Raw genomic sequence first — 22,147 nt, 5'->3', positions numbered from 1 at the left:
GATGCAAGATCTCGTTCAGGATGCCCTCGACAACGCGGAAGCGGAGAAGCGGGACATGGACGTCGACATGGACGACGACGAGTTCGGGGACCCCCGGATCGTCATCGTCGGTGCCGGCGGCGCCGGGAACAACACGGTCAACCGGCTGTACAACATCGGCGTCGACGGCGCCGACACCGTCGCCATCAACACGGACAAACAGCACCTCAAGATGATCGAGGCTGACACCAAGATCCTCGTGGGTAAGTCGCTCACGCAGGGGCTCGGCGCCGGCGGCGACCCCAAGATGGGCGAGCGCGCCACCGAGATGGCCCAGGGCACGATCAAGGAGGTGCTCGGCGACGCCGACCTCGTCTTCGTCACCGCCGGGATGGGCGGCGGCACGGGCACCGGCGCGGCGCCGGTCGTCTCGAAGATCGCCAAAGAGCAGGGCGCCATCGTCGTCGGCATGGTGTCGACGCCGTTCAACGTCGAGCGCGCCCGCACGGTCAAAGCCGAGGAGGGGCTCGAAGACCTCCGCAACGAGGCCGACTCGATCATCGTCCTCGACAACAACCGCCTGCTCGATTACGTTCCGAACCTGCCGATCGGGAAGGCGTTCTCCGTGATGGACCAGATCATCGCGGAGACGGTGAAGGGGATCTCGGAGACGATCACCCAGCCGAGCCTCATCAACCTCGACTACGCGGACATGTCGACGATCATGAACCAGGGCGGCGTCGCGGTCATGCTCGTCGGCGAGACGCAGGACAAGAACAAGACCCAGGAGGTGGTCAACGACGCGATGAACCACCCGCTGCTCGACGTCGACTACCGCGGCGCCTCGGGCGGGCTCGTCCACATCACGGGGGGCCCGGACCTCACGCTGAAGGAGGCCGAGGGGATCGCGAACAACATCACCGAGCGGCTGGAGGCGAGCGCCAACGTGATCTGGGGCGCCCGCATCCAGGAGGAGTACAAGGGGAAGGTGCGCGTCATGGCGATCATGACGGGCGTCCAGAGCGCGCAGGTGCTCGGCCCCTCCACCCAGAAGCAGGCGGACAAGTCCCGCGCCGCGGTCAACGGCGACGACCTCGGCGACTCGCGCCAGCGGGCGGCCGAGGCGAACGAGAGCGGGGGCAACCGAGGCGAGCCGGCGGTCTCCGGCGGCACCGACCGCGGCTGGGAGTCCGACGGCGGCAGCGACCCGATCGAGAAGAACAACGGGCTCGACGTCATCCGCTGAGTCGCACCCGTTTCCCCGGAGAACAGGCGACGAACCCGCGTTTTCGACGCTGTCCGCGGAACGATTTTTCGCCCGCTTAGACGGCTTCGATCGACTCCAGCAGCCGGCACTTCCGGCAGACGTCGCGGCTCGTCTGCGAGCCGCAGCGCTCGCACTCGCCGAGCGCGGATTTCTCGCCGTCTTCTTTGCCGTCGGCGTCGTCCCCGTCGCCCCCGCGGTAGGCGTCGGCCGCGAGCGCGGACAGCTCCTCGTAGCCGGCCATGATCGAGTGGCGCGCGCCGGGGTGGTTCGCCTCGAGCTCGTGGATCGTCGACTGGATCTCGCCGCGGTACGCCTCCTCGGCGTGCGGGCACTCGGCCATGTGCGTGGGGAGGTCGCGGACGTGGCAGTATAAGGCGATTTCCTTTTCGGGTACGTCGCGGAGGGGCTTGGCGCGCGGGACGAACGCGTCGGTCGCCTCGCGCTCGTCGAAGGGGCCGAGCGAGGCGTCGAAGTGTTTCGCGACCTGTCGCACGTCGCCCTCGAGGAAGTTCATCATCGCGGTCTGGGCCTCGTCGTCGAGGTTGTGGCCGGTGAGCAGCTTGTCGGCGTCGAACTCGGCGGCGTACTTCTCTAAGAGGTCACGGCGGAACACACCGCAGTACGCGCAGGCCGCCATGTTCTCGGGGTCGTCCTCGACGACGTCGTCCATCCGGACGCCGAACTCCTCCTCGTAGGAGACGAGCTCGTGGCGCAAGGAGAGCTCGTCGGCCAGCTCGACGCAGGCGTCGACGCTGGCGTCGCGGTACCCCTCGATCCCCTCGTGGATCGTTAAGGCGAGCATCTCCACGCGGGGGTCTTTCCCGAACACGTCGTCTAATATCCGCGTCAGCGCGACGCTGTCTTTCCCGCCCGAGAGCCCGATCACCCAGCGGTCGGGGTCGTCAGGCGTCGCGTCCGGATCGAGAAGGCCGTCCTCGCGGACCCGACGCTTCACGCGCTTCTCGACCGACTGCCGGAGGTGTTCGCCACAGAGGTGCGCCCCGGAGTAGGCGGCGTGGTGGATCGCGTCGGCCCCGCACTTGTCGCACTCCATCGATGTCGGCTTGCGGTCGCGCGGGGATACCCGTTTCGGGCCGCCTACGTGAACGAAGCGGTCGCGAGACGAGCCGTAAGCGACACTTATCGGGACGCTCTCGAATCCTCGACCGCTCGTTTATAAATAGTCCAGCGCTGCTCGGCGATACACAGACGCTCCCGAATCCCGGCCGCTCGGCCGTGCGTCGTTGCGCCCGTAGAGAACACTTCTAAAGCCCATCCGTTTACTTATAAATAGACTCTGCCGGATCGACTACGGACTCCTCCAAAGCCCCAGCCGCGAGGCCGCAGTACGCTCGTTGCGCTCCTCGCTCGCGGCGCTCGCTGCGGTGCTTACGTCGCCTACTGCGGCCTCGCGGCTGCCCCTTTGAGTCCCGCCCCGCACAGCACCGCGACCGCACCTCACGCCTCCCCAGCCTCGCCGTTCGCTCCGGGCTCCCTTCGGTCGCCCGTCGCTCACGGCGTCCCTCGCGCGTGCGGTTCGCGCCGCGGTGCGGCGCTCACCGGCACGCGCCACCGCACTGCCTCGTCTATTTATAAGTAATCGCCCAGCAGCGGCTCGACGCGCTCCTGCGTTTCCTCCGGAATCGCCTCGGTCGGCGTGTTGACGGTTCCTTCGAGCGCGGTGTGCGCCTCGCACGCCAGGTCTTCGGGCAGCGTCCGCACGGCCTCCTCGACGGCGGCCTTGATCGCCGCTTGGTTCTTTTCGGCGTTTTCGAGCACCTCTTCGAGCGTCACCTCGCTGTCCTCCTTCCAGACGTCGTAGTCGGTGACGCCGGCGATCGTCGCGTACGCGATCTCGGCCTCCCGGGCCAGCTTCGCCTCCGGGATCGCGGTCATGCCGACCAGGTCCCAGCCCTGGGACTTGTAGAACTCCGACTCCGCGCGCGTCGAGTACTGCGGCCCCTCGATGCAGACGTAGGTGCCGCCCTTCACGACGTTCGTGTCCTCGGGCGCGGCCGACTCCGCCGCCTCGGTGAGGTGGTCGACGAGTTCGGGGCTGTACGGGTCCGCGAACGGTTGGTGGACGACGACCCCGTCGCCGTAGAAGGAGAGGTCGCGGCCCTTCGTCCGGTCGTAGATCTGGTCCGGGACGACGAGGGTACCGGGCTCCAGTTCCTCTTTTAAACTCCCGACCGCGTTCGACGCGAAGATGTGGCTGACGCCCGCCTTCTTTAACGCGTACATGTTGGCGCGGTACGGCAGGTCGGTCGGCGAGACGCCGTGGTCCGAGCCGTGCCGCGGGAGGAACGCCACCTCGCGGCCCGTGTCGCCGAACTCGCCGATCGTCACCGCGTCGCTCGGCTCGCCGTACGGCGTGTCGAACTCGACCTCCCGCACGTCGTTGAGAGGGAGCGCCTCGTAGATGCCGCTGCCGCCGATGAATCCGATGGTTCCCATACCCGGAGTGCGCCCGCTCGCTACTTATAAGGCGTGAACCGGCGTCGCCGCTCGGGGAGGCAGCGCGCGGTCGAAGAGGCTCAGAGCAGCCAGCGCACCGCCGCGAGCGCGACCGCGCTCACGACGAGGAGGTGGACTAACACCGCGCCGACCGGCGCGGCGCCGACCGCGCGCATGTCGTCGACCCGGATCGAGAGGCCGAGGCCGACGAACGCCAGCGCGAACAGCGCGTCCGAGACGCGGCCGATCGACGCCAGCGCGGCCGGCGAGAGCAGCCCGGTGTTGGCGACGGCCGCGACGAGGAGGAACCCGAGCAGGAACTTCGGGAACTCCGCCCAGAGCCGTCGGACGCCCGGGTCGGCGGCCGACCGCGCCGTGTACGCCAGCGAGTACGCCACCGCGACGCCGCCCAGAAGCGAGTTGCGCGCCAGCTTCGTCACCGTCGCCCACTGGCCCGCCTCGGGCGAGTGCGCGAACCCCGCGGCCGCGACGGGCCCGGTCGAGAACATGCTCACGCCCGCCCAGACGCCGAACTGCCGGCCGGTGAGGCCGAGCCACTCGCCCGCGAGCGGGAACGCGACGAGCGTCGCGGCGTCGAAGAGTAGGATCGTCGCGGCCGCGAACGTGATCGCGGCCCCGCGCGCGTCCAGCACCCTCCCGATCGCGACGACCGCGGAGACGCCGCAGATGCTCGCCCCGGCCGCTAAAAGCGAGGAGGTGGGCGACTCGATCCGGAAGATGCCGCGGGCGACGACCTCCGCGAACAGGAGTCCGCCGCCGACGAACGCCACCACCAGTCCGAGGACGGTCGGACCGGCGGCGAGGAACTCCTCGACCGCGACCGCCGCCCCGAGAAGGACGATACCGGTCTCCAAGAACAGCTTGTCGACGCTCACGCCCGGCTCCGCGACCGCGGGGATCCCGACGGTGTTCCCGACGCCGACGCCGAGCGCGACGGCGACGACGAGCGGCTGGAGGCCGGGGACCGCGCCCGCGACGAGCGTCGCCGCGACCGCGCCGCCCGCGAGCAGCGCGAGCCCCGGGAGATGCGCCCGGACCGCCTCGGCGACCCCCGTCACAGCGCCTGTCCGACGAGGTGCGCGGCGACGACCCCGAGCCCCAGCGCGAGGGCCTGCCAGCCGCGGTCGAGCGCGGTCCAGCGGTCGACGAGCCCGCCGGCGCCGGCCGTCGAGCGGTCGGCCCCCGATCCCTCGTCGCCGTTCGATACCATGGCGGCGAATCGGCCGGGGCGCTACTTACGCGTGTCGCTCGCGTCGGATCCCGATCAGTCGTCCGCCTCGGCGGCGACGTCCTCGGCGTCCGCTTCCGCCTCGCCCGCACCGCTATCTTCGTCCGCCTTCTCCGTCTCCGCCTCCGCCGCTTCTGACTCCTCCGCGTCCGTCTCCGCCGCGCCCGTCTCCGCCGCGTCGTCGGGCCGCGGGAAGTTCTCGATCGTCGCGTCGCGGAAGGCCGCCTCGTCGAACTCGTAGTCCTCCTCGAAGAAGTCGAGGACGGTCTCGACGTCCGTCATCGCGTTCTTCAGCGCGGTCGACGCGCCGGGCGAGGGCGTGATGTTGAACAGCACCCCGTCCTCGACGATCTTCGCTTCGCCCATGTCGAGCTCCTTAGTCTCGGTGTCGACGATCTGGGGGCGCACGCCGCCGTACCCCTTCGCGCGGTCGATGTCGTCGATGTCCACGCTCGGCACGACCTTCTGGACGTTCGGGAGGAACGCGCGCTTGCCGACCGCGGGGAGGTCGTACACGAGGTTGCGCACGACGTACGGGAAGAGGATCTTGTCCGAGAGGATGTTGACGTAGCTCAGCACGGAGTCGGGGTTGAATCCGAACACGTCGACGAAGTCGCTCACCGTCGAGAGGTGGCCGCGCTCCAGCGCGGGCACGAGCTTCGCCGTCGGCCCGAAGCGGGTGACGCTCCCGTCGTGGACGTCGGCGTCGCCGTGGACCGCCGCGAACGGGAGCTTCTTCATCTGGAGCGTGTACACCTTCCCGTTCAGCAGGTCGTCCGCGAGGAAGAAGCTCCCCGCGACCGGCAGAAGCGACATCCCCTCGCCGTACCCCATCTCCTTGGCGAACTGGAGGCTGTGCGAGCCGGCCGCGACGACGACCGCCTCGGCGTCGAACTCGCCGTCGTCGCTCTCGACGACGAACCCGTCGCCCCGGTCGTCGACGCCGGTCACCGTCGTCCCGAGGTGGACGGAGACGCCCTCCTCCTCGCGGGCGGCGTCGACGAACGACTCCGCGACCGCGCCGTAGTCGACCACGTAGCCGTCGGGCGTCTGGAGCGCCTTGAGCTCGGTACCGGGGTCGCGCCCCTCGACGACCTTCGGCTCCAGCTCCGCGATCTCCTCGCGGCCGATCTCGCGCAGCTTCGGGAACAGGTCGCCGAACCCGTTCTCGCGGTAGCGCTCCTCCAGCTTGGCGACCTCCTCGTCGCCGACGCCGAGGACCATCTTGCTCCGCTTGCTGTGCATCTCGCGGTCGGGGTCAGAGCCCTCGAGGTAGCCCGCGAGCAGCTCGGCGCCCTCCTTGACTTCCTCGGCCTTTTCGAGCGTGTAGTTCGTCTCGATGTCCCCGAAATGGAGCGTCTGGGAGTTGTTCGTGCGATGGGAGTTGATCGCGGCGATCTCTCGTTCCTTCTCGATCAGCGTGACGTCGTCGACGTCGGTGAACTTCGCGACCGTGTACAGAAGCGACGCCCCGCTTATCCCCCCGCCGATGATTACGAGATCGGTGTCAGACATGCGTGGTGAAAGCTCACCTCACGAGACACGCTCCCCCGTTAACGTTCTTGCTATCTCTCGCCGCTAATCGGCCGACAGAGGACCTACATTCGTCGTTTTTGAGGTTCGACGAACGTCGAACGATCGCCGTCCGAGAACGCGCCCGTCGGCTGCTAGTCGTCTGCGGTCGGTTCGGCCGGCGACTCGGGCGCGGGGGCGGGCGGCTCGTGAGTCCCGAACTTGGGATGCGTCTCCTCCATCCAGACGACCACGATCGCGCCGGAGAGGAACATCAGGACGGCGGTCAGGTAGAACGCCGCCTCGGCGTCGACGAACTCCATCGAGAGGCCGATCAGGACCGCGCCGACGGCGTAGCCCGCGTCGCGCCACATCCGGTAGACCCCCATCCCGGCCGACCGCCAGGTCGGATGGGCGGCGTCGCTCGGGACGGTCATCAGGTTCGGGTACAGAAGCGCCATCCCGAGCCCGGAGACGCCGGCCAGCGCGGCCCACAGGAGGTACCCCTCGACGAGGACCATCCCGAGCACGCCCGCGCCGGCGAGGAACATCCCGGCGATCACCGGCGGGCGTCGGCCGATCCGGTCCGCGAGGCCGCCGGTGCCGATCTGCAGAAAGTACATCGCGCTGTGGACGCCGACTACGGCCCCGACCGCCGCGATGTCGAGGCCCTGGTTCAGCAGGTACAGCGGGACGGCGATCCAGAACAGCGTGTCGACGAAGTTCTCCACGTGGCCCGCCTGCGCCGCCGCGAACAGCGTCCGGTCGCCGTAGGTCGCCCGCTTCAGCACCTCGGTGAAGGGGAGGTTCGCGTCGCGGTCGTCGTCGTCTCCCTCCGCCTCCGCGAACTGGACGGTCTCTTTGATCAGGAACACCGAGATGAGGAGCGCCAGGGCCACGACGATAGCGAGGAAGTAGAACGGCTCCGGCCGGAGGCTCCACCGGCTGGCGATGACGCCCGTCACCCAGGCGCCGACGGCCACCCCTGTGTAGCCGAACGACTCGTCGATGCCGACCGCGAGGCCGCGCTGGTCGGGGCTCGCGAGGTCGATCTTGGCGTTGATCGCCATGCTCCACGTCAGCGCCTGGTTGATCCCCAGCAAGATGTTCCCGACGGTGATCCAGCCCCAGCTGGGGGCGAAGATGAGGATGACCGGCAGCGGGAGCGCCGTGACCCACCCGGTGACGAGCACGGGTTTGCGGCCGTACTCCTCGCCCCACTTCCCCGCGTAGAGGTTGAGGATCGCCTTCACGACCCCGAAGGAGACGACGAACGAGCCGATCACGAGGAACGACTCGACGCCGAGGACGTCCTCGCCCAGCGCGGGGACGACGGTGCGCTCGGACCCGATCGTCAGCCCGGTCGCGAAGACGAGCAGGACGTGGAGCGAGAACTGGCCGAGGTGTTCGCGAATTCCCTGTTTGATATCAGTTGCCGTGCTCATGGATCACTCGGCCGCGCAGTTGTTCGGGCCCAGCTCCAGCTCGGCCAGTTCGTCCGCCGGAACCGACTCCTGTCCCACGTTCGTGCGCTTGACGCGCTCGAAGTTCGGCGGGTGGTCCGGAACGTCCGAGGCGAGCGCCGCGACGAACGACTCGCGGTCGCGAGCGAGGTCCGCGTTCCGGCTCTTCACTTCCGAGGTCCTCGGTCAGTTCGTCGTACACGTCGACGTTGACGCTGCCCGGGACGTGCCACTCCTCGAACGCTGTCTCGTGGCGGACGTCGAGGACGAGCGTCCCCTCGTCGTCGTCTCGCAGCCGTTCGCTGAGCGCGTCCGGCGATAGCTCCTGCATCGTACTCCGGAATAGCGGGAACAGGGGGATACGGCCGCTGCCGGACATGACCGGCACCATTAATCAGCGGCAGTTCCAACCCCCCGTATGAGTCTGTACGAGGCCTCGATACGAGTCAAACACGAGTGTCCGTACCGGGAGATCTCGGAGCGGCACCCGGACCTCACCATCCGGGAGTGGCCGCTGAGCGACTGCCAGGTGCTCGAGATCACCGCGGAGACGACGCCGACGGACGCGCTGCTCGACGAGATCGACCGCATCGGGACCGTCCTCCATGAGTCCGCGGACGACGACGGGTACCACGTCGTCACGCAGTCCTGTCTCTGTTCGTTCGAGGAGTCCGTCATCGACCGCTTCGAGGCGCACAACTGCCTGTATCAGTCGCCGACGATCTACCGGCAGGGGTGGGAGCATTACACGGTCGTCGCGTTCGACGAGGCGGACGTCCGGGAGCTGCTCGGCGACCTGCGGGCCGACAGGGACATCGAGCTGCTCTCGAAGACCTCGATCTCCGAACAGCAGATCCCGCACAGCATGCTGGCGCCGGCGAGCCAGCTGTTCGAGGAAATCACCGACCGCCAGCTGGCGGCGCTCCAGCTGGCCTTAGAGCGCGGGTACTACACGCAGCCGCGGAAGACCTCGCTGCGGGAGCTCGCCGACCAGACGGCGGTCGCTCGCTCGACGTACGAGGAACACCTCCGGAAGGCGGAGAACAAGCTGCTCACGAACGCGGGACAGTACCTGCGACTGGTCACCGCGACGGCGACGGGCGACCCGCTGGAGGTCGAGGAGACGCGCCGGACCGAACGAGCGGCCGACTAGCTCGGCCGCGCACGCGGACTTGCGGGCGTCGACGGCGGGACGCCGACCGAGCGCGCGGCGGGGCTGACCGACTGACCGCAACGCCCTTTCGTCGGTTCCGCGAACACCGGCGTATGCCCGACTCCCCCGGTCCGGAGGCGTCCCCGCTCTTCGAGGCGAAGGCGTTCGACGAACCGTCCGTCTTCGACCCGGAGGCCCTCCTCGAGAACGCGCGCCGACAGAAGGCCCTCCCGGAGCGCTCGGTCCCAGACGTCTGCGTCCTCGACCCGGACGGGGACGTCGTCCGCCACCTGACGGCCACGGGCACGGCGCAAAAAGACGAGACGTGGCCCGGCTATCACACCGACCTCTACCGGTTCGAGCGAGACGGCGAGGAGTTCGGGATCGTGGGGTGCGCCGTCGGGGCGTCGTTCGCGGTCCTCGTCGCGGAGCAGCTGTTCGCCGCCGGCTGCGAGTTCCTCGTGAGCGTCACCTCCTCGGGACGGATCGTCCCGAAGGACGACCCGCCCTACTTCGTGTTCGTCGAGCGCGCGCTTCGCGACGAGGGGACGAGTCACCACTACCGGTCGGCGGGCCGCTACGCCCGCCTCGACCCCGACCTCCGGGAGTCGGTTGAGCGCGCGTGCGAAGCGGTGTCGCGTCCGGTTTTCGCGGGCGCGACGTGGACGACCGACGCGCCCTTCCGCGAGACGGAGGCCGCGATCGAGCGCGCCCGGTCCGAGGGGATCCTCGCCGTCGAGATGGAGGCGGCGGCGCTGTACGCGTTCGCCGACGTCCGAGACCGGCCGGTCGTCTGCTTCGCGCACGTGACGAACCAGATGGGGCAGACCGAGGAGGACTTCGAGAAGGGGGACGCGGACGGCGCCCGCGACGCGTTGGAAGTGATCGACGCCGCCGCGGCCGCCTGGGGGGCATCGAACTGACCTCACGCCCCGTCTCTCACGTCCCGTCGCGCGCGGTCCGGTATCGCTCGCGGATCGCCGCGAACAGCTCCGTCCCGGTCTCGGTCCGGAGCCGCGGCTCGGTCGTCGCGAAGAACTCGTCTAAGTCGTCGTACTCGCGGAATGCGCCGGGGTCGCCCCGCTCCGGGTCGTACCGGTCGTCCCGCTCGTAGGTCACGGCTTGGAGGCAGGTGTCGAGCAGGTCGCACTCCTTGACGAGGACCGCCTCCGGCGAGTCGCGGGCCTCGTACGCCTCCCACGCGTCCCGCACGCGCTCGGGGAGCGGGCCGGCGAGGGCCGCCATCGCCTCGCGCTCGGCGGCGACCTTCGCCTCGCGGTCGACTCCCTCGGCGGTGGAATCTGCCCGGGTCGCCACGTCACCGGTCTCCGCCTCGGCCACGTCGTGGACGACCGCGAGCCGCAGGGCGCGGTCGAGGTCGACGCCCGGGAGGTCCTCGCGGAAGCGGTCGCCGAGCGTCACGACGAGGTACGCGACCCCCCACGAGTGGGCGGCGACGGACTCGGGTTTGTCGACGCCGCGGAGCTGCCAGCCGGTGCGCCGCTCGTCTTTCAGGTCGTAGGCGGCGAGGACGGCGTCGAGCGCGGCCTCGCGGTTGTCGTCATCGTTCGATTCTCCGGCCATCGCTCCGGCCCGCTACTCGGCGAGCGCCCAGACGTCCTCGCCGACGGGCTCCGCCACGTCGCGGCGGACCATCTCGTCGATGACCTCGCCGAGGCGGTCGGGCTGGGCGACCTCCATCTCGATCCGGCCGATGCCGTGGAACTCCTCTAAGTAGTGGCGCAGGTCCTCCCGCGAGAACGCCGACTCGTCGGCGCGCTCCATCGCGCCCTCCGTGAGGTCGACCATGTCCTCGAGGAAGTTCCACGGGTAGACGACCCACGTCCACTGTTCGAGCCGCTCGCCCACGAAGTCGGGCTGGAACTCGGAGGTGCCGAGCAGCTGGAGCGTCGCGGTGCGGATCTCGGCCGCGTCCCGGTCGTCGACGTACTCCTCGGCGCGGCGGATCGAGCCGCCGGTGTCGGCGATGTCGTCGATGATGAGGACGTTCTTCCCCTCCACGCTCCCCTCCGGCATCGGGTAGCGGATCTGGGGCTCGCCGCTCTTCTCGGCGGTCCCTACGTAGTGTTCCATCTTGAGGCTCGTGAGGTCGTTGAGCCCGAGGAAGTCGCAGACGCAGCGCCCCGCGAACCAGCCGCCGCGGGCCAAGGCGACGACCACGTCCGGCTCGAAGTCGGCCCGCTTCACCGCGTCGGAGACGTTGCGGCAGAGCCCGTAGATGTACTCCCAGTTGGTGAGCGTGCAGTCGAAGTCGTCCGGGAGGTCGCTCATACGAGCGTACCTGCCACCCGCGCGCTGATAAGGGTTTAGCTCCGGCGTCGCGGGGCGACGCGAGCGGAGCGGCCGGCTCACGGTCGACGCCCCCCGTCCCGTGACTCCGCCGTCACCGCAGCGCCGAGACGAGCGCGATGCCGCCCGCCAACAGCAGCGCGAGCGCGGCCACCGGCTGGCCGCCGCCGACCGCGAGGGAGACGCCGTAGACGAGGGCCGCCGCGAGCGCGCCAACGAGCAGGCTCGCGCCCGCGTGGACCGCGACGTTGCGCCGGACCCGAGCGCCCCGACCCACCTGCTCGCCGAGGCCGACGCCGTGGTCGGCGACGTCCCACGCGACCGCGAGCCCGACGGCGGCGACGAGCAGCGCCTCGGCGGGCGCGCCGCGGTACCCCGCGACCGCGAGGCCGACCACGCCGACGGCCGCGCCCCACCCCAAGACCCGCGTCGAACTCCGGAGCGACCCGCCGAGGAGCCCGAGCGCGGCGACGCCGAGCAGCGCGCCGCCGACCGGACTCGCGACCAGCGCGGCGGTCGCCGCGACCCCTGCGGCCGCGAGGCTCGCGACTATCGCGACCGTCGGCGGCCGCGAGTCCGTCTCGTGGAAGTCGACGAGCGCGTCGTCGCCGGCTGTTGTTCCCGCGGATTCGTCGCCGCTCGCCTCGCTCGCCGACCCCGCGTCGCTCGCCACGCCCGCAGACGCCTCGCCGCTCATCGCGACCACCGCCTCGTCGCGGCCGCGACGGCGACCGGGAAGGAGTCGTCGCCCCACTCCAGTGCCCGGATCCCCGCCGACCGCAGCGTCCGGAGCCGCTGGCGGCGCTCGAAGGCGGTCAGCCGCCGGCCGGCGGTCTCTGTCGTCGTCGGATCCGGCGAGAGGACCGTCACGAGGTGCCCGTGCGCGTCGATCCGACGGGCGAGCGTCGCCGCCGTGTCGTCGACGAGCGGCGTGAAGAACAACACCTGCGCGTCGCCCGGGAGCCGCCGCCGGAACCGGCGGAGCCACAGCGACCGGTAGAACCGCTCGCCGCTCGGCGTGGGCGCCAACGCCGGGTCGGTCGCCAGCGTCTCGCGCCCGCGGGCGGCGTGGACGGTCCCGCTGCCGGGCGGGAGCCAGCAGTCGAGCGGCGACAGCGCCGCGATTCCCACTCGGTCGCCGCCGTCGAGGAGCGCGGAGAACGCCTGCCCGGCGGCCGCGACGCTCGCCTCTACCGCCGTCTCCGCGTCGGGGTCGGCCGCGACGTACGCGGACTCGCGGGCGTCGACGAGCAGCACGACGGTGGCGGCGCGTTCCTCGCGCAGCTCGACGGTCGACAGCTCGCCCGTCCGCGCCCGCCGGTTCCAGTCGATCCGCTTGAGCGGGTCGCCGCGGCGGTACTCCCGCGTCGCGTGGAACTCGACGCCGGCGCCGCCCACGTCGGTCGGCACTCTGCCGTGGTGGACGGTCGTCAGCCCGCGCAAGGGGAGGTCACCCCCGGCGGCCAGTTCGGGGGTACAGGCGATCGCGGTCGGCGCGTCGAGGGTCGTCGTGCGCTCACGTGCGCCCGCGACGTCGCGCGTGATCGCGGTCAGCGGCTCCCACTCGTGGTCGCCTCGGGCCGCGCGGACGGTGTACTCGAACGTCACCGCCGCCCCGGGCCGCAGCGCCGTCGCGACCCGCGCGGGGCCGTCGACGACCGCCAGTCCCGGCGGGACGCCGTCGACGAGGCGGAGGTCCGGGAGGGCCGTCTCCCCCGCGTTCTCCGCGCGGACGGTCACGCGCACCTCGTCGCCGGGCGCCGGGGCCTCGTCGCTCACCGAGCGCGTCACCGCGAGCGTCGGCGTCGGCGCCTCGCCCGTCCGGGCGTACACCGCGTAGCCGACGCCGACCGCGCCGGCGAGCACCAGCGACGGCTGCCGGACGAGCACGCCGAGGCCGACAAGCGCCAGCGCCGCGCCGGCGATCCCCAGCCAGCGGTCGGTCGCGACCTCGCGCCGGTGGTTCCCCTCGGTCGAGGGCTCGGCTGACCGCGTCGCGGCCGGGTCGGTCGCGTTCCGGTTCCTCTCGCCGTCGCCAGCCGCTCCGGTCGCGTTACCGTCCTCTGCGTCCGATCCGGTCGCGTCGTTTCGGTCCGCGCCGCTGGGCCGTGTCCCGTCGCCTTCGGACCCGTCCGGCTCGGCCGCGACCGCGGCGTCCCGCGAATCGCTCACGGCTCGCCCTCCTCGATCCGTTCGATCTCGTCGATCGCGGCCCGGAGCCCGTACCAGTAGTTCGAGCGCCCTCGGATACCGGCCGACAGCCGGACTCGGAGCGGGTACTCGGCCCGCCTGCCGAAGAAGGCGGCCGCGGCGGGATCGTCCGTCCACGTCCCGTCGCCGACGGCCGTCGCCGCGGCCTCCCGCGAGCAGTTGCGGTCGCGGGCGACGGCGTCGACCGCGATCTCCCGGGCCCGGTCGCGGAGGTCCCGGCGGTCCCGGTACCCGCCCGGCGCCGGGTCGGCGGCCCGCGCGATCCGCTCGTCGAGGGCCGAGCCGGGCACCGCGGCCGGCGCGCGCCGCTCCGGTTCGCCGGGCTCGGTCAGGAGCCGACGCCGGTCGCGGCGCGCGTTCGCGTACCTGACCCCCTGAACCACGCCGAGGACGCCGAGCAGCGTGACGACCGCCGAGGTGGGGGAGACGGCGGCCGCGATGCCGCGGTCGAGCGCCGCGAGGAGGCCGACGGCGACCGCCACCACCCCCGCGACCGCGAGCGGTCGCACTACGGATCACCTCCGTCGGCGTCGGCGCCCGCGGCCGCGGTTCGCCCCCGGTTCACGAGTCGCCCCCGTGTCGCTCCTCGATCCGGCGCAGCGCCTCGACGGCGCGTCGCTCGCGGTCGTCGGTCGCGTCCTCGCCGCCGTAGCGCACGCGTTCGAACACTTCGGTGAGCCCGGTCACCGGCTCCTCGTCGACGCCGGCGTCGACCGCGGCGGTCGCGAACTCGGCCGGCGTCGAGGAGGCCGGGCGGTCGACGTCGAGGACGTCGGTCATGTCCCGCCACGCCCGATACACCTCGTTGTCCGCGTCCGAGGACTCGATCCGGTCCGCGGCCTCGCCGGCCGTCCGGCCGATCGCGTCGAGGTCCGGCGGCTCCTCCTCCGGCCCGTCGGACTGGCCGCCCTCGGCGGCGTCGCCCTCGTCGTCGCCGCCGGCGAGGAGGAGCGCGGCGGCGCTCGCGATCACCGCGGCGACGACGACGAGCGCGAACAGGGCCTGCGGCGCCGACGCCGCGCCCTCCCCGCCCCCGAACCCGCCGCCGGCGGCGCCGGCCGGGAACAGCCCCGTCTCGTTGCCGCCGAGTCCGAGCGACATGGAGAGGCTCTGCGCGACCGACCGGCACGTCGACAGGATCCAGAAGAGGGCCCCGATCGGGACGCCCAGCACGCCGGTGACGGCGAGGCTCGCGAACGGTGACGCGGTGTCGCGGTAGGTGACTCCGGCTATCAGCGTCAGTCCGGCGAGCAGCGCGAGCACGGCGGGCGGCTCTCTGAGGAACGGGAAACAGACGCCCGAGACGGAGAACTCGCCCGCCTCGCCCGACGACGTGAGGACGCCGGGGTCACCGGCGTCCTCGCCGACGCTCGAGGCCTCGCCGCCGCCGCCGCCGAACCCGCCGCTGCCGACGTCGACGGCGGTGTCCAGCGTCGCGGCCGCGACGCCGAGCGCGACGAGAGCGAGGAGGGCGACGGCGACCGCAGCGAGGGCGTCCCGCTTCACGTCCCCGAATACGCCGGCCGCCGGGAATAGCTTTCGGCGGGCGGGACGCGGTCGACTCCTCGGATCTGTCCGCCTACGCGTCGTCGCTCCCGTCGACGAGGTCGTCGAGCGGCGTCGTCGGGAACAGCGCGTCGACGTCGGGGTCGGGGTCGACGAGGCGGTAGGCGGTCCCATCACGTTCGACAACGCCGGCGGCCGCGAGGTGGTCGAGGTGGGAGAACGCCTCGCCGGGGCCGTGGAGGACGTGGATCCCCTCCAGCGAGCCGAACAGCGCGGCCGAGACCTCCCACGCGGTCGCGGGCCCGGACTCGTCGAGCACGCCGATCACCCGGCGGGTCCGGTGGCGGTGGTGATCGAGGATCGTCGCCGCGCGGCGGCTCGGCTCGTCGATCCGCCAGCGGTGGCCGGGGTGGGCGGCGTCGAAGTCGCGGGCGACGATCCGCGCGAGGCTCTCCCCGTAGGCGGCGAGCGCCCCCTCGACGCGCACGTCCGCGCCGCCGACGTTGGGGGTGTACTTCGGGAGCAGCGCGTCGCCCGTGAACGCCTCCTCGGTCGCGTCGTCTCCCGCGACCGGCTCGTGGTCGGGCACCATCCGCGGGTCGAACGCGAACCCGGAGAGTCCGGCGGTGTGGCCCGGCAGGTGGAGAGCCTCCAGCTCGACGCCGCCCGCCTCGATCGCGTCGCCGTCGACGAACGTCGTCACGTCGGCGGGCTCCCCGGAGAGGTCCGTGCTGACCGCGTCGAAGAAGTCGGTCAGGCGCTCGCGGTCGGCCGCGGGCATCCCCCACCGCTCGAACGTCTCGCGCTGGAGGTCGCGGTCGGCGAACAGCGGCGTCTCGGTCCCGTCGACGAGGCCAGCGTCCGCCTCGTGGACGTACACGTCGGCGCCGCCTGCGGCCTGGATCTCGCCCGCGAGCCCCGCGTGGTCCGGGTGCCAGTGGGTGAGGACGACCGCGTCGACGTCGGCGAACGCGACCCCGTACTCGGCGAGGCCGTCGACCAACTCGCCGCGCACGTCCGGGAGCGCGACGCCGGTGTCGACGAGCGCGGTCGTCTCGCCGTCGAGCAGGTAGACGTCGTTTGCGCCCTCGAAGACGGTGTTGCCGAGCTGAATCCGTTTCACACGGACCACTCGCCGGCCGGGCATTTCACCGTTTCCACCGCGGCGCGTCCGTTCGGGAGTCAGCGCTTACTCGACGTCGACGCCGGTGAACTCGAAGCGCGCCCCGCCCTCGGCGCCCGCGGTGACCGCGACCGCCCAGCCGTGCGCCTCGGCCACGCGCTCGACGATCGCGAGCCCGAAGCCGGTCCCGTCCGGGTCCGTCGTGTGGCCGGCCTCGAAGACGTCGTCGCGCTCGCCCTCGGGGATCCCCGGCCCGTCGTCCTCCACGTAGAAGCCGCCGTCGAGCTCGCCGACGGTGACGGTGACCGACGGGCCGCCGTGCGTGACGGCGTTCCGCAGGAGGTTCTCCAGCAGCTGTTTGAGCCGGCTCCGGTCCGCGCGGACCGTCAGCGTGGTCTCCGCGCGCAGCGTCGCCGCCGCGGTGTCGACGTTCGCCCAGCACTCCTCGGCGACCGCCGCGAGGGCGACCGGTTCGAGCGACTCAACGTCGACCCCCTCGCGTGCGAGCGTCAGGAGGTCGTCGATGAGCGTCGCCATGCGGTCGTGGGCCCGCGCGACCGCTTCCAGGTGCTCCGAGTCGCGCTCCTCGCGGACGAGGTCGAGGCGTCCCCGCGCCACGTCGAGGGGGTTCCGGAGGTCGTGGGAGACGATGCTCGCGAACTCGTCGAGCCGCTCGTTCTGCCGCTCCAGCTCGCGCTCGCGCCGCTTCCGCTCGCTCACGTCGCGGATGACGCCCACGCGGCCGAGTTCCTCCCTAACGTCGGGGTCGGTCTGCCCGAACCGCATCTCCGCGGGGAACGGGTCGCCCTCGACCGGCTCGAACTCGTACTCGATCGCGCCGGTCTCGCGGGCCTCCTCGCGCATCGCCGCGCGCTCCCGGAGCGCCCGCTCCGCCGTCTCCTCGCTCACCCAGTCGTAGATATCCGTCCCGAGCAGCTCCTCGCGGTCGACGCCCTTCATCTCCGCGTACCGCTCGTTGACGTAGACGATCGTGCCGTCGGGCCGGATGGCGTAGACGGCGTCGTCGAGCGACTCCAGGATCGTCTCGTACCGACGCAGGTCGCGCGCTCGTCGACCCTCATCGCGCTCGCCCATCTGTGTTCGTATTCTGATCCCGTCTGACCGGTAATAAACCATCGTTGGGCGCGGCGCCGCACCTCCGTCCGCCGGGTGTCGGGTCGTTTCGCGGTCGCCGGGTGTCGCGCCGCTCCGCCGTCCTTCGGGCTTCGTTCTGTCCTCAGCCCCCGATCCGTTGGGGCTTTGCTTCTCCCGTCCGTTCGCACCGTATGGAGTACCAACCGGGCGTGTGTAACATCGGACCGACCCAACAGCGACGGCGGCTCCTCCTCGGCGTCGCGTCGCTCGCGCTCGCCGCGGTCTACGTCGCGGCCGTCGTCGCGCTGGCGTGGCCGCAGTGGGCGCTCGTCCTCGCGGTGTTCCCGCTGTACGGCGCCGCGATGGGCGCGTTACAGTACCGCGAGCGCTTCTGTATCGGCTTCGCCGGTGTCGGCGTCTTCGACGTCGGCGAGGGGACGAACGAAGTCCAGAACGAGGCGGCGCTCGCCGCCGACCGCAAGAAGGCGGTCCGGCTCAACGCGAAGGCGGTGGCGATCGGCGCGGTCGGAACGGTGATCGTCTTCGGTGCGGTGAGCGTTCTGTTATAAGCGATTGCCGGAATGCGGTTCGTCGTTTATAAATACCCTTACTGAGCAAGCAGCGAACAGCTCTGAGGCTCAGTCGCTCGTTTATAACTAATTGAGTACGGATCGACGACGAACAGCTCCAAAGCCCCAGCCGCTCGGTTATAAATGGTTGATTGGAGGTCGACGGCGAACAGCTCCAAAGCCCCAGCCGCTCGGTTATAAATGGTTGATTGGAGGTCGACGGCGAACACCTCCAAAGCCCCAGCCGCTCGGTTATAAATGGTTGATTGGAGGTCGACGGCGAACACCTCCAAAGCCCCAGCCGCGAGGGCGCAGTACGCTCGTTGCGCTCCTCGCTCGCTTCGCTCGCTGCGGTGCTTACGTCGCCTACTGCGCCCTCGCGGCTGCCCCTTTGAATCCCACCCGACCGCACAGCACAGCAACCTCACTCCTCCCCAGCCTCGTCAGTCGCCTCCGCTTCGCTCCGGCGACTGACTCCCTCGCGCGTGCTGCTCGCGGCCAAAAGGCCGCTCGCAGGCACGCGCCACCGCACAGCGACGTGGGGTCGTCTCGTGTCGCGTCCGTGTCGGCGTCGCGGTCGCCGGATACACATGAACGTGCGTATAGAAAAGCATTAGAACCGGCTCGGTAACCACGTAAGTGAATGAGTCTGTCCGATGCGGACCACGAGCTCGTGACCGCGGAGCTCGGTCGGGAGCCGACGACGGCCGAGGCCGCGCTGTTCGAGAACCTCTGGAGCGAGCACTGCGCCTACCGCTCCTCGCGGCCCCTGCTGTCGGCGTTCGACAGCGAGGGCGACCAGGTCGTGGTCGGCCCCGGCGACGACGCCGCCGTCCTCGCGCTGCCCGAACCGGACGCCGCGGACCGGCCCGCGGCCGACCGCGACGCCGACGACTACGGCGACACCTACGTCACCTTCGGCGTCGAGAGCCACAACCACCCCTCCTTCGTCGACCCGTTCGACGGCGCGGCGACGGGCGTCGGCGGCATCGTCCGCGACACGATGAGCATGGGCGCGTACCCGATCGGCCTTCTCGACTCGCTGTACTTCGGCGGCTTCGACCGCGAGCGCTCCCGGTACCTCTTCGAGGGCGTCGTCGAGGGCATCTCCCACTACGGCAACTGCATCGGCGTCCCCACGGTCGGCGGCAGCGTCGCCTTCCACGGCGGCTACGAGGGGAACCCCCTCGTCAACGTCGCCTGCGTCGGCGTCACGAACGAGGACCGGCTCGTGACGGCGACCGCCCAGGAGCCGGGCAACAAGCTCGTCCTCGTCGGGAACGGCACCGGGCGCGACGGGCTCGGCGGGGCCTCCTTCGCCTCGGAGGACCTCGCCGAGGACGCCGAGACCGAGGACCGCCCCGCGGTCCAGGTCGGCGACCCCTACGCCGAGAAGCGCCTGATCGAGTGTAACGAGGCGCTGGTCGACGAGGACCTCGTGCTCTCCGCCCGCGACCTCGGCGCGGCCGGCCTCGGCGGCGCCTCCTCCGAGCTCGTCGCGAAGGGCGGGCTCGGCGCGCGGATCGATCTCGACCGGGTCCACCAGCGCGAGCCGAACATGAACGCCACCGAGATCCTGCTCGCCGAGAGCCAGGAGCGGATGTGCTACGAGGTCACGCCCGAGGACGTCGACCGCGTCGCCGCCCTCGCCGAGCGGTTCGACCTCGGCTGCTCGGTCATCGGCGAGGTGACGGACGGGAACTACGTCTGCGAGTTCGCGGGCGACGCGGACGGCGATGGCGACGCGGAGGGCAACGGCGACGACGCCGAGTCCGAGGTCGTCGTCGACGCGGACGCCGAGTTCCTCGCCGACGGCGCCCCGATGAACGACCTCGCGAGCGAGCCGCCGAGCCAGCCCGCCAGGGACCTCCCCGACGACGAGCCCCCGCTCGCCGAGGCCGTCGAGGCCGTCCTCGCGGCCCCGTCGACCGCGAGCAAGCGCTGGGTGTACCGCCAGTACGACCACGAGGTCGGGACGCGCACCGCGGTGAAGCCCGGCGACGACGCCGCGCTGCTCGCTGTCCGCGAGACGGAGGGTGAGAACGATTCCGCCGACGGCGTCGGCCTCGCGCTCGCTTCCGGCGCGAACCCGAAGTGGACCGCGGTCGCGCCGTACGAGGGCGCCCGTGCGGTCGCGCTGGAGAACGCGACGAACCTCGCCGCGACCGGCGCGGTCCCGCTCGCCGCGGTCGACTGCCTCAACGGCGGCAACCCGGAGAAGCCGGACGTGTACGGCGCGTTCAAGGGGATCGTCGACGGCCTCGCGGACGCCTGCTCGGCACTCGAAACGCCCGTCGTCGGCGGCAACGTCTCGCTGTACAACGACAGCGTCGAGGGCCCGATCCCGCCGACGCCGACGCTCGCGGTGCTGGGCACGACGCGGGGGTACGACGCCCCGCCGGCCGCGCTCGACGCCGACCGCGCTGCCGACTCCGAACTGCTGCTCGTCGGCGCCGGCGGCGACGCGCTCGGCGGCTCCGAGTACCTCGCGCACGCTGGCGGCAGCGACCGGTTCCCGACGCTGCCCGACGACTCCGGCGCGGCCGACGACCTCGGCGGCCTCGTCGCGTCGCTCGCGGCGGCCGCCCGCCACGAGTCGACGCTGGCGGCCCACGACGTGAGCGAGGGAGGGCTGGCGGTCGCGCTCGCGGAACTGATCACTGACGACGCCGGGGTCGATGCGACCCTCCCCGACCGCGTCGCGGCCTTCGACGAGACGCCGGGGCGCCTCCTCGTCCAGACGACCGACCCCGAGGCCGTCGCGGCCGCGGCCGGTGACCTCCCCGTCTTCCGGATCGGCGACGTGACGACCGACGGCACGCTCTCGCTCGCGGTCGGCGACGAGTCGGTCGCGCTCTCGGCCGACACCGTCCGCGACCGCCGCGACGTGATCGAACGCGAACTCGCCTGAGCGCTCGCGACGCGGCGGTTCGACGACTCCTCCGGGCGATTTCGACGCCGCGAGAGCGAGCGATACGCTTTTAGGTACTCCTAAAGTATGTGGCGGCAACCGCGGGACGCCGGTCGACTCGGCGCCCGCCCTCATCGATGGCATCTACGGAACCAGTCGGCACGACGCGCTCGGTCGAGTCGGACGACGCGACGGCCGCGGGGTCGGACGACTCCGCGGTCGACGGCCGAGCGAGCGCCGCCTCCGACGAGGAGTCGAGCGCCGCCGCGGACCCCGTCTTATCGCTGTCGGACGTCACGAAGGCGTTCGGCCCCGAGACCGCCGTCGACGACGTGTCGCTCGACGTCCACTCCGGTGAGCTGCTGACGTTCCTCGGCCCCTCCGGGTGCGGCAAGACGACGACGCTCCGCACCATCGCGGGCCTCGAGGAGCCGACAGAGGGGGAGATAACCCTCGGCGACGAGGTCGTCGCCGGCGACGGGTCGTTCGTCCCGCCGGAGCGGCGCGACGTGGGGATCGTCTTCCAGAACTTCGCCTTATTCCCCCACCTGACCGTCCGGGAGAACATCGCGTTCGGGCTGACCGACGCCGACGCCGACGAGAGCGAGGCGCGCGTCGACGAGCTGCTCGAACTGGTCGAGATGGTCGACCACGGCGAGAAGACGCCCGACCAGCTCTCCGGCGGACAGAAGCAGCGAGTCGCGCTCGCGCGCTCGCTCGCGCCGGAACCCGAGGTGCTCCTCTTAGACGAGCCGTTCTCGAACCTCGACGTGCGCCTCCGCGTGGAGATGCGCGAGGAGGTGCGCCGCATCCTGAAGAAGGCGGGCGTCACCGCGGTCTCGGTCACCCACGACCAGGAGGAGGCGCTCTCGATCTCCGACCGCGTCGCCGTGATGAACGACGGGCAGATCGAGCAGGTCGGCCGCCCCGAGTCCGTCTTCGAGCGCCCCGAGTCGAAGTTCGTCGCCTCCTTCCTCGGCCGGGCGTCGTTCCTCGAAGGCGAGCTCCGCGACGGGAAGGTCAAGACCGGGATCGGCCGCTTCGACGCCGTAACGCTGGAGGGGTACGACACCGTTTACGACGGCGCGCCCGTCGACGTTCTGGTGCGCCCCGATGACCTCCGCGCGACGCCCGCGGCCAGCGAGCTCGCCGACGGCGTCGTCACCTCGCGGCAGTACGTCGGCCCCTCGTTCGTCTACCGGGTCGAGCTCGACTCCGGCGAGGCGGTCCACTGCCTGCACAACCACGTCGAGGAGTTCGACCTCGACGAGCCCGTCACCTTAGAGCTCACCGCGGACCACCCGCTCGCCTGGTACCCGCGGTAAGCGAGCCGCTACTGGCG

20 protein-coding genes and 2 pseudogenes are annotated in these 22,147 nt (G+C 71.2%); 6 read left to right on the top strand and 16 right to left on the bottom strand.

Going from position 1 to position 22,147, the window contains the following annotated elements:
- The first annotated feature begins 1 nt into the window (after window position 1).
- A complete protein-coding gene (gene ftsZ, locus F3H13_RS01755; RefSeq protein ID WP_149797347.1) occupies window positions 2–1,225 on the top strand; it encodes a cell division protein FtsZ in 1,224 nt (407 codons plus the stop codon).
- A 76-nt stretch (window positions 1,226–1,301) separates the two neighbouring features.
- On the opposite strand, the gene ncsA is transcribed toward ftsZ, so the two are convergent.
- From ncsA to F3H13_RS16625, 8 genes and pseudogenes are all read right to left on the bottom strand, one after another.
- Window positions 1,302–2,300, bottom strand: a complete 999-nt coding sequence (ncsA, locus tag F3H13_RS01750) for a tRNA 2-thiolation protein NcsA (RefSeq protein ID WP_149797346.1) — start codon at window positions 2,298–2,300, stop codon at window positions 1,302–1,304.
- Between the two features lie 536 nt (window positions 2,301–2,836).
- Window positions 2,837–3,703, bottom strand: coding sequence for an S-methyl-5'-thioadenosine phosphorylase (gene mtnP / locus F3H13_RS01745; RefSeq protein WP_149797345.1), 867 nt, complete (start codon window positions 3,701–3,703; stop codon window positions 2,837–2,839).
- Window positions 3,704–3,783: 80 nt separating this feature from the next.
- Entirely contained in the window at window positions 3,784–4,782 is a 999-nt protein-coding gene (locus F3H13_RS01740; protein ID WP_149797344.1) for a YeiH family protein, read from the bottom strand.
- Window positions 4,779–4,934, bottom strand: a complete 156-nt coding sequence (locus F3H13_RS16055) for a hypothetical protein (RefSeq protein ID WP_188127973.1) — start codon at window positions 4,932–4,934, stop codon at window positions 4,779–4,781. Before F3H13_RS16055 ends, F3H13_RS01740 begins: the two co-directional genes overlap by 4 nt.
- A gap of 54 nt (window positions 4,935–4,988) precedes the next feature.
- Complete coding sequence (locus F3H13_RS01735; RefSeq protein ID WP_149797343.1) at window positions 4,989–6,467, bottom strand: FAD-dependent oxidoreductase; 1,479 nt, start codon at window positions 6,465–6,467, stop codon at window positions 4,989–4,991.
- 152 nt (window positions 6,468–6,619) lie between these two features.
- Window positions 6,620–7,909, bottom strand: a complete 1,290-nt coding sequence (locus tag F3H13_RS01730; protein WP_149797342.1) for an MFS transporter — start codon at window positions 7,907–7,909, stop codon at window positions 6,620–6,622.
- 3 nt (window positions 7,910–7,912) lie between these two features.
- A pseudogene (locus F3H13_RS16335) lies at window positions 7,913–8,101 on the bottom strand (MBL fold metallo-hydrolase); the annotation flags it as partial.
- 67 nt (window positions 8,102–8,168) lie between these two features.
- Window positions 8,169–8,258, bottom strand: a pseudogene (locus F3H13_RS16625) (hypothetical protein); the annotation flags it as partial.
- Between the two features lie 87 nt (window positions 8,259–8,345).
- On the opposite strand from F3H13_RS16625, the gene F3H13_RS01720 reads away from it, so the two are divergent.
- Window positions 8,346–9,080, top strand: coding sequence for a helix-turn-helix domain-containing protein (locus F3H13_RS01720; protein WP_149797340.1), 735 nt, complete (start codon window positions 8,346–8,348; stop codon window positions 9,078–9,080).
- Between the two features lie 113 nt (window positions 9,081–9,193).
- On the top strand, window positions 9,194–10,003 hold the full coding sequence (locus F3H13_RS01715; protein ID WP_149797339.1) for a nucleoside phosphorylase: 810 nt from the start codon (window positions 9,194–9,196) through the stop codon (window positions 10,001–10,003).
- A 16-nt stretch (window positions 10,004–10,019) separates the two neighbouring features.
- Here F3H13_RS01715 and F3H13_RS01710 read toward each other — a convergent pair whose 3' ends face one another.
- The 8 genes from F3H13_RS01710 to F3H13_RS01675 all read right to left on the bottom strand — a co-directional run bounded on the left by F3H13_RS01710 (window position 10,020) and on the right by F3H13_RS01675 (window position 17,325).
- A complete protein-coding gene (locus F3H13_RS01710) occupies window positions 10,020–10,664 on the bottom strand; it encodes an HD domain-containing protein (RefSeq protein WP_149797338.1) in 645 nt (214 codons plus the stop codon).
- 12 nt (window positions 10,665–10,676) lie between these two features.
- The gene (locus F3H13_RS01705; protein WP_149797337.1) at window positions 10,677–11,372 is read right to left on the bottom strand and encodes a phosphoribosyltransferase; all 696 of its coding nucleotides are present in this window, start codon (window positions 11,370–11,372) and stop codon (window positions 10,677–10,679) included.
- A 112-nt stretch (window positions 11,373–11,484) separates the two neighbouring features.
- On the bottom strand, window positions 11,485–12,144 hold the full coding sequence (locus F3H13_RS01700; RefSeq protein WP_149797336.1) for a DUF7519 family protein: 660 nt from the start codon (window positions 12,142–12,144) through the stop codon (window positions 11,485–11,487).
- The gene (locus tag F3H13_RS01695) at window positions 12,084–13,562 is read right to left on the bottom strand and encodes a DUF58 domain-containing protein (RefSeq protein ID WP_149797335.1); all 1,479 of its coding nucleotides are present in this window, start codon (window positions 13,560–13,562) and stop codon (window positions 12,084–12,086) included. Before F3H13_RS01695 ends, F3H13_RS01700 begins: the two co-directional genes overlap by 61 nt.
- A complete protein-coding gene (locus F3H13_RS01690; protein WP_149797334.1) occupies window positions 13,559–14,110 on the bottom strand; it encodes a DUF7269 family protein in 552 nt (183 codons plus the stop codon). Before F3H13_RS01690 ends, F3H13_RS01695 begins: the two co-directional genes overlap by 4 nt.
- Before the next feature lie 52 nt (window positions 14,111–14,162).
- On the bottom strand, window positions 14,163–15,107 hold the full coding sequence (locus F3H13_RS01685) for a DUF4129 domain-containing protein (protein ID WP_149797333.1): 945 nt from the start codon (window positions 15,105–15,107) through the stop codon (window positions 14,163–14,165).
- 73 nt (window positions 15,108–15,180) lie between these two features.
- Window positions 15,181–16,230 (bottom strand): MBL fold metallo-hydrolase, encoded by a 1,050-nt coding sequence (locus F3H13_RS01680; protein WP_149797332.1) that lies wholly within the window; start codon window positions 16,228–16,230, stop codon window positions 15,181–15,183.
- 66 nt (window positions 16,231–16,296) lie between these two features.
- Window positions 16,297–17,325 carry a PAS domain-containing sensor histidine kinase gene (locus tag F3H13_RS01675; RefSeq protein WP_149797331.1) on the bottom strand — a complete coding sequence of 343 codons (1,029 nt, stop codon included), beginning with the start codon at window positions 17,323–17,325 and terminating at the stop codon, window positions 16,297–16,299.
- Between the two features lie 191 nt (window positions 17,326–17,516).
- On the opposite strand from F3H13_RS01675, the gene F3H13_RS01670 reads away from it, so the two are divergent.
- From F3H13_RS01670 to F3H13_RS01655, 3 genes are all read left to right on the top strand, one after another.
- Window positions 17,517–17,894, top strand: a complete 378-nt coding sequence (locus F3H13_RS01670) for a hypothetical protein (RefSeq protein ID WP_149797330.1) — start codon at window positions 17,517–17,519, stop codon at window positions 17,892–17,894.
- Window positions 17,895–18,537: 643 nt separating this feature from the next.
- Entirely contained in the window at window positions 18,538–20,805 is a 2,268-nt protein-coding gene (gene purL / locus F3H13_RS01660) for a phosphoribosylformylglycinamidine synthase subunit PurL (protein WP_149797328.1), read from the top strand.
- A gap of 137 nt (window positions 20,806–20,942) precedes the next feature.
- Window positions 20,943–22,130, top strand: coding sequence for an ABC transporter ATP-binding protein (locus F3H13_RS01655; RefSeq protein WP_149797327.1), 1,188 nt, complete (start codon window positions 20,943–20,945; stop codon window positions 22,128–22,130).
- Window positions 22,131–22,147: the final 17 nt, after the last annotated feature.

Source organism: Halorubrum xinjiangense, assembly GCF_900102375.1.
Lineage (GTDB): Archaea > Halobacteriota > Halobacteria > Halobacteriales > Haloferacaceae > Halorubrum > Halorubrum xinjiangense.
Note: the sequence above shows the minus strand (reverse complement) of the source record. Positions and strands in the feature narration are given on the sequence as shown.

Bases quoted from the DNA above. Each gene is read 5' to 3' on its own strand.
- purL (WP_149797328.1), top strand. From the start codon at position 18,538: ATGAGTCTGTCCGATGCGGACCACGAGCTCGTGACCGCGGAGCTCGGT.
- F3H13_RS16055 (WP_188127973.1), bottom strand. From the start codon at position 4,934: ATGGTATCGAACGGCGACGAGGGATCGGGGGCCGACCGCTCGACGGCC.
- F3H13_RS01705 (WP_149797337.1), bottom strand. From the start codon at position 11,372: ATGAGCGACCTCCCGGACGACTTCGACTGCACGCTCACCAACTGGGAG.
- F3H13_RS01670 (WP_149797330.1), top strand. From the start codon at position 17,517: ATGGAGTACCAACCGGGCGTGTGTAACATCGGACCGACCCAACAGCGA.
- F3H13_RS01675 (WP_149797331.1), bottom strand. From the start codon at position 17,325: ATGGGCGAGCGCGATGAGGGTCGACGAGCGCGCGACCTGCGTCGGTAC.
- ncsA (WP_149797346.1), bottom strand. From the start codon at position 2,300: ATGGAGTGCGACAAGTGCGGGGCCGACGCGATCCACCACGCCGCCTAC.
- F3H13_RS01735 (WP_149797343.1), bottom strand. From the start codon at position 6,467: ATGTCTGACACCGATCTCGTAATCATCGGCGGGGGGATAAGCGGGGCG.
- mtnP (WP_149797345.1), bottom strand. From the start codon at position 3,703: ATGGGAACCATCGGATTCATCGGCGGCAGCGGCATCTACGAGGCGCTC.
- F3H13_RS01655 (WP_149797327.1), top strand. From the start codon at position 20,943: ATGGCATCTACGGAACCAGTCGGCACGACGCGCTCGGTCGAGTCGGAC.
- F3H13_RS01730 (WP_149797342.1), bottom strand. From the start codon at position 7,909: ATGAGCACGGCAACTGATATCAAACAGGGAATTCGCGAACACCTCGGC.
- ftsZ (WP_149797347.1), top strand. From the start codon at position 2: ATGCAAGATCTCGTTCAGGATGCCCTCGACAACGCGGAAGCGGAGAAG.
- F3H13_RS01720 (WP_149797340.1), top strand. From the start codon at position 8,346: ATGAGTCTGTACGAGGCCTCGATACGAGTCAAACACGAGTGTCCGTAC.
- F3H13_RS01715 (WP_149797339.1), top strand. From the start codon at position 9,194: ATGCCCGACTCCCCCGGTCCGGAGGCGTCCCCGCTCTTCGAGGCGAAG.
- F3H13_RS01710 (WP_149797338.1), bottom strand. From the start codon at position 10,664: ATGGCCGGAGAATCGAACGATGACGACAACCGCGAGGCCGCGCTCGAC.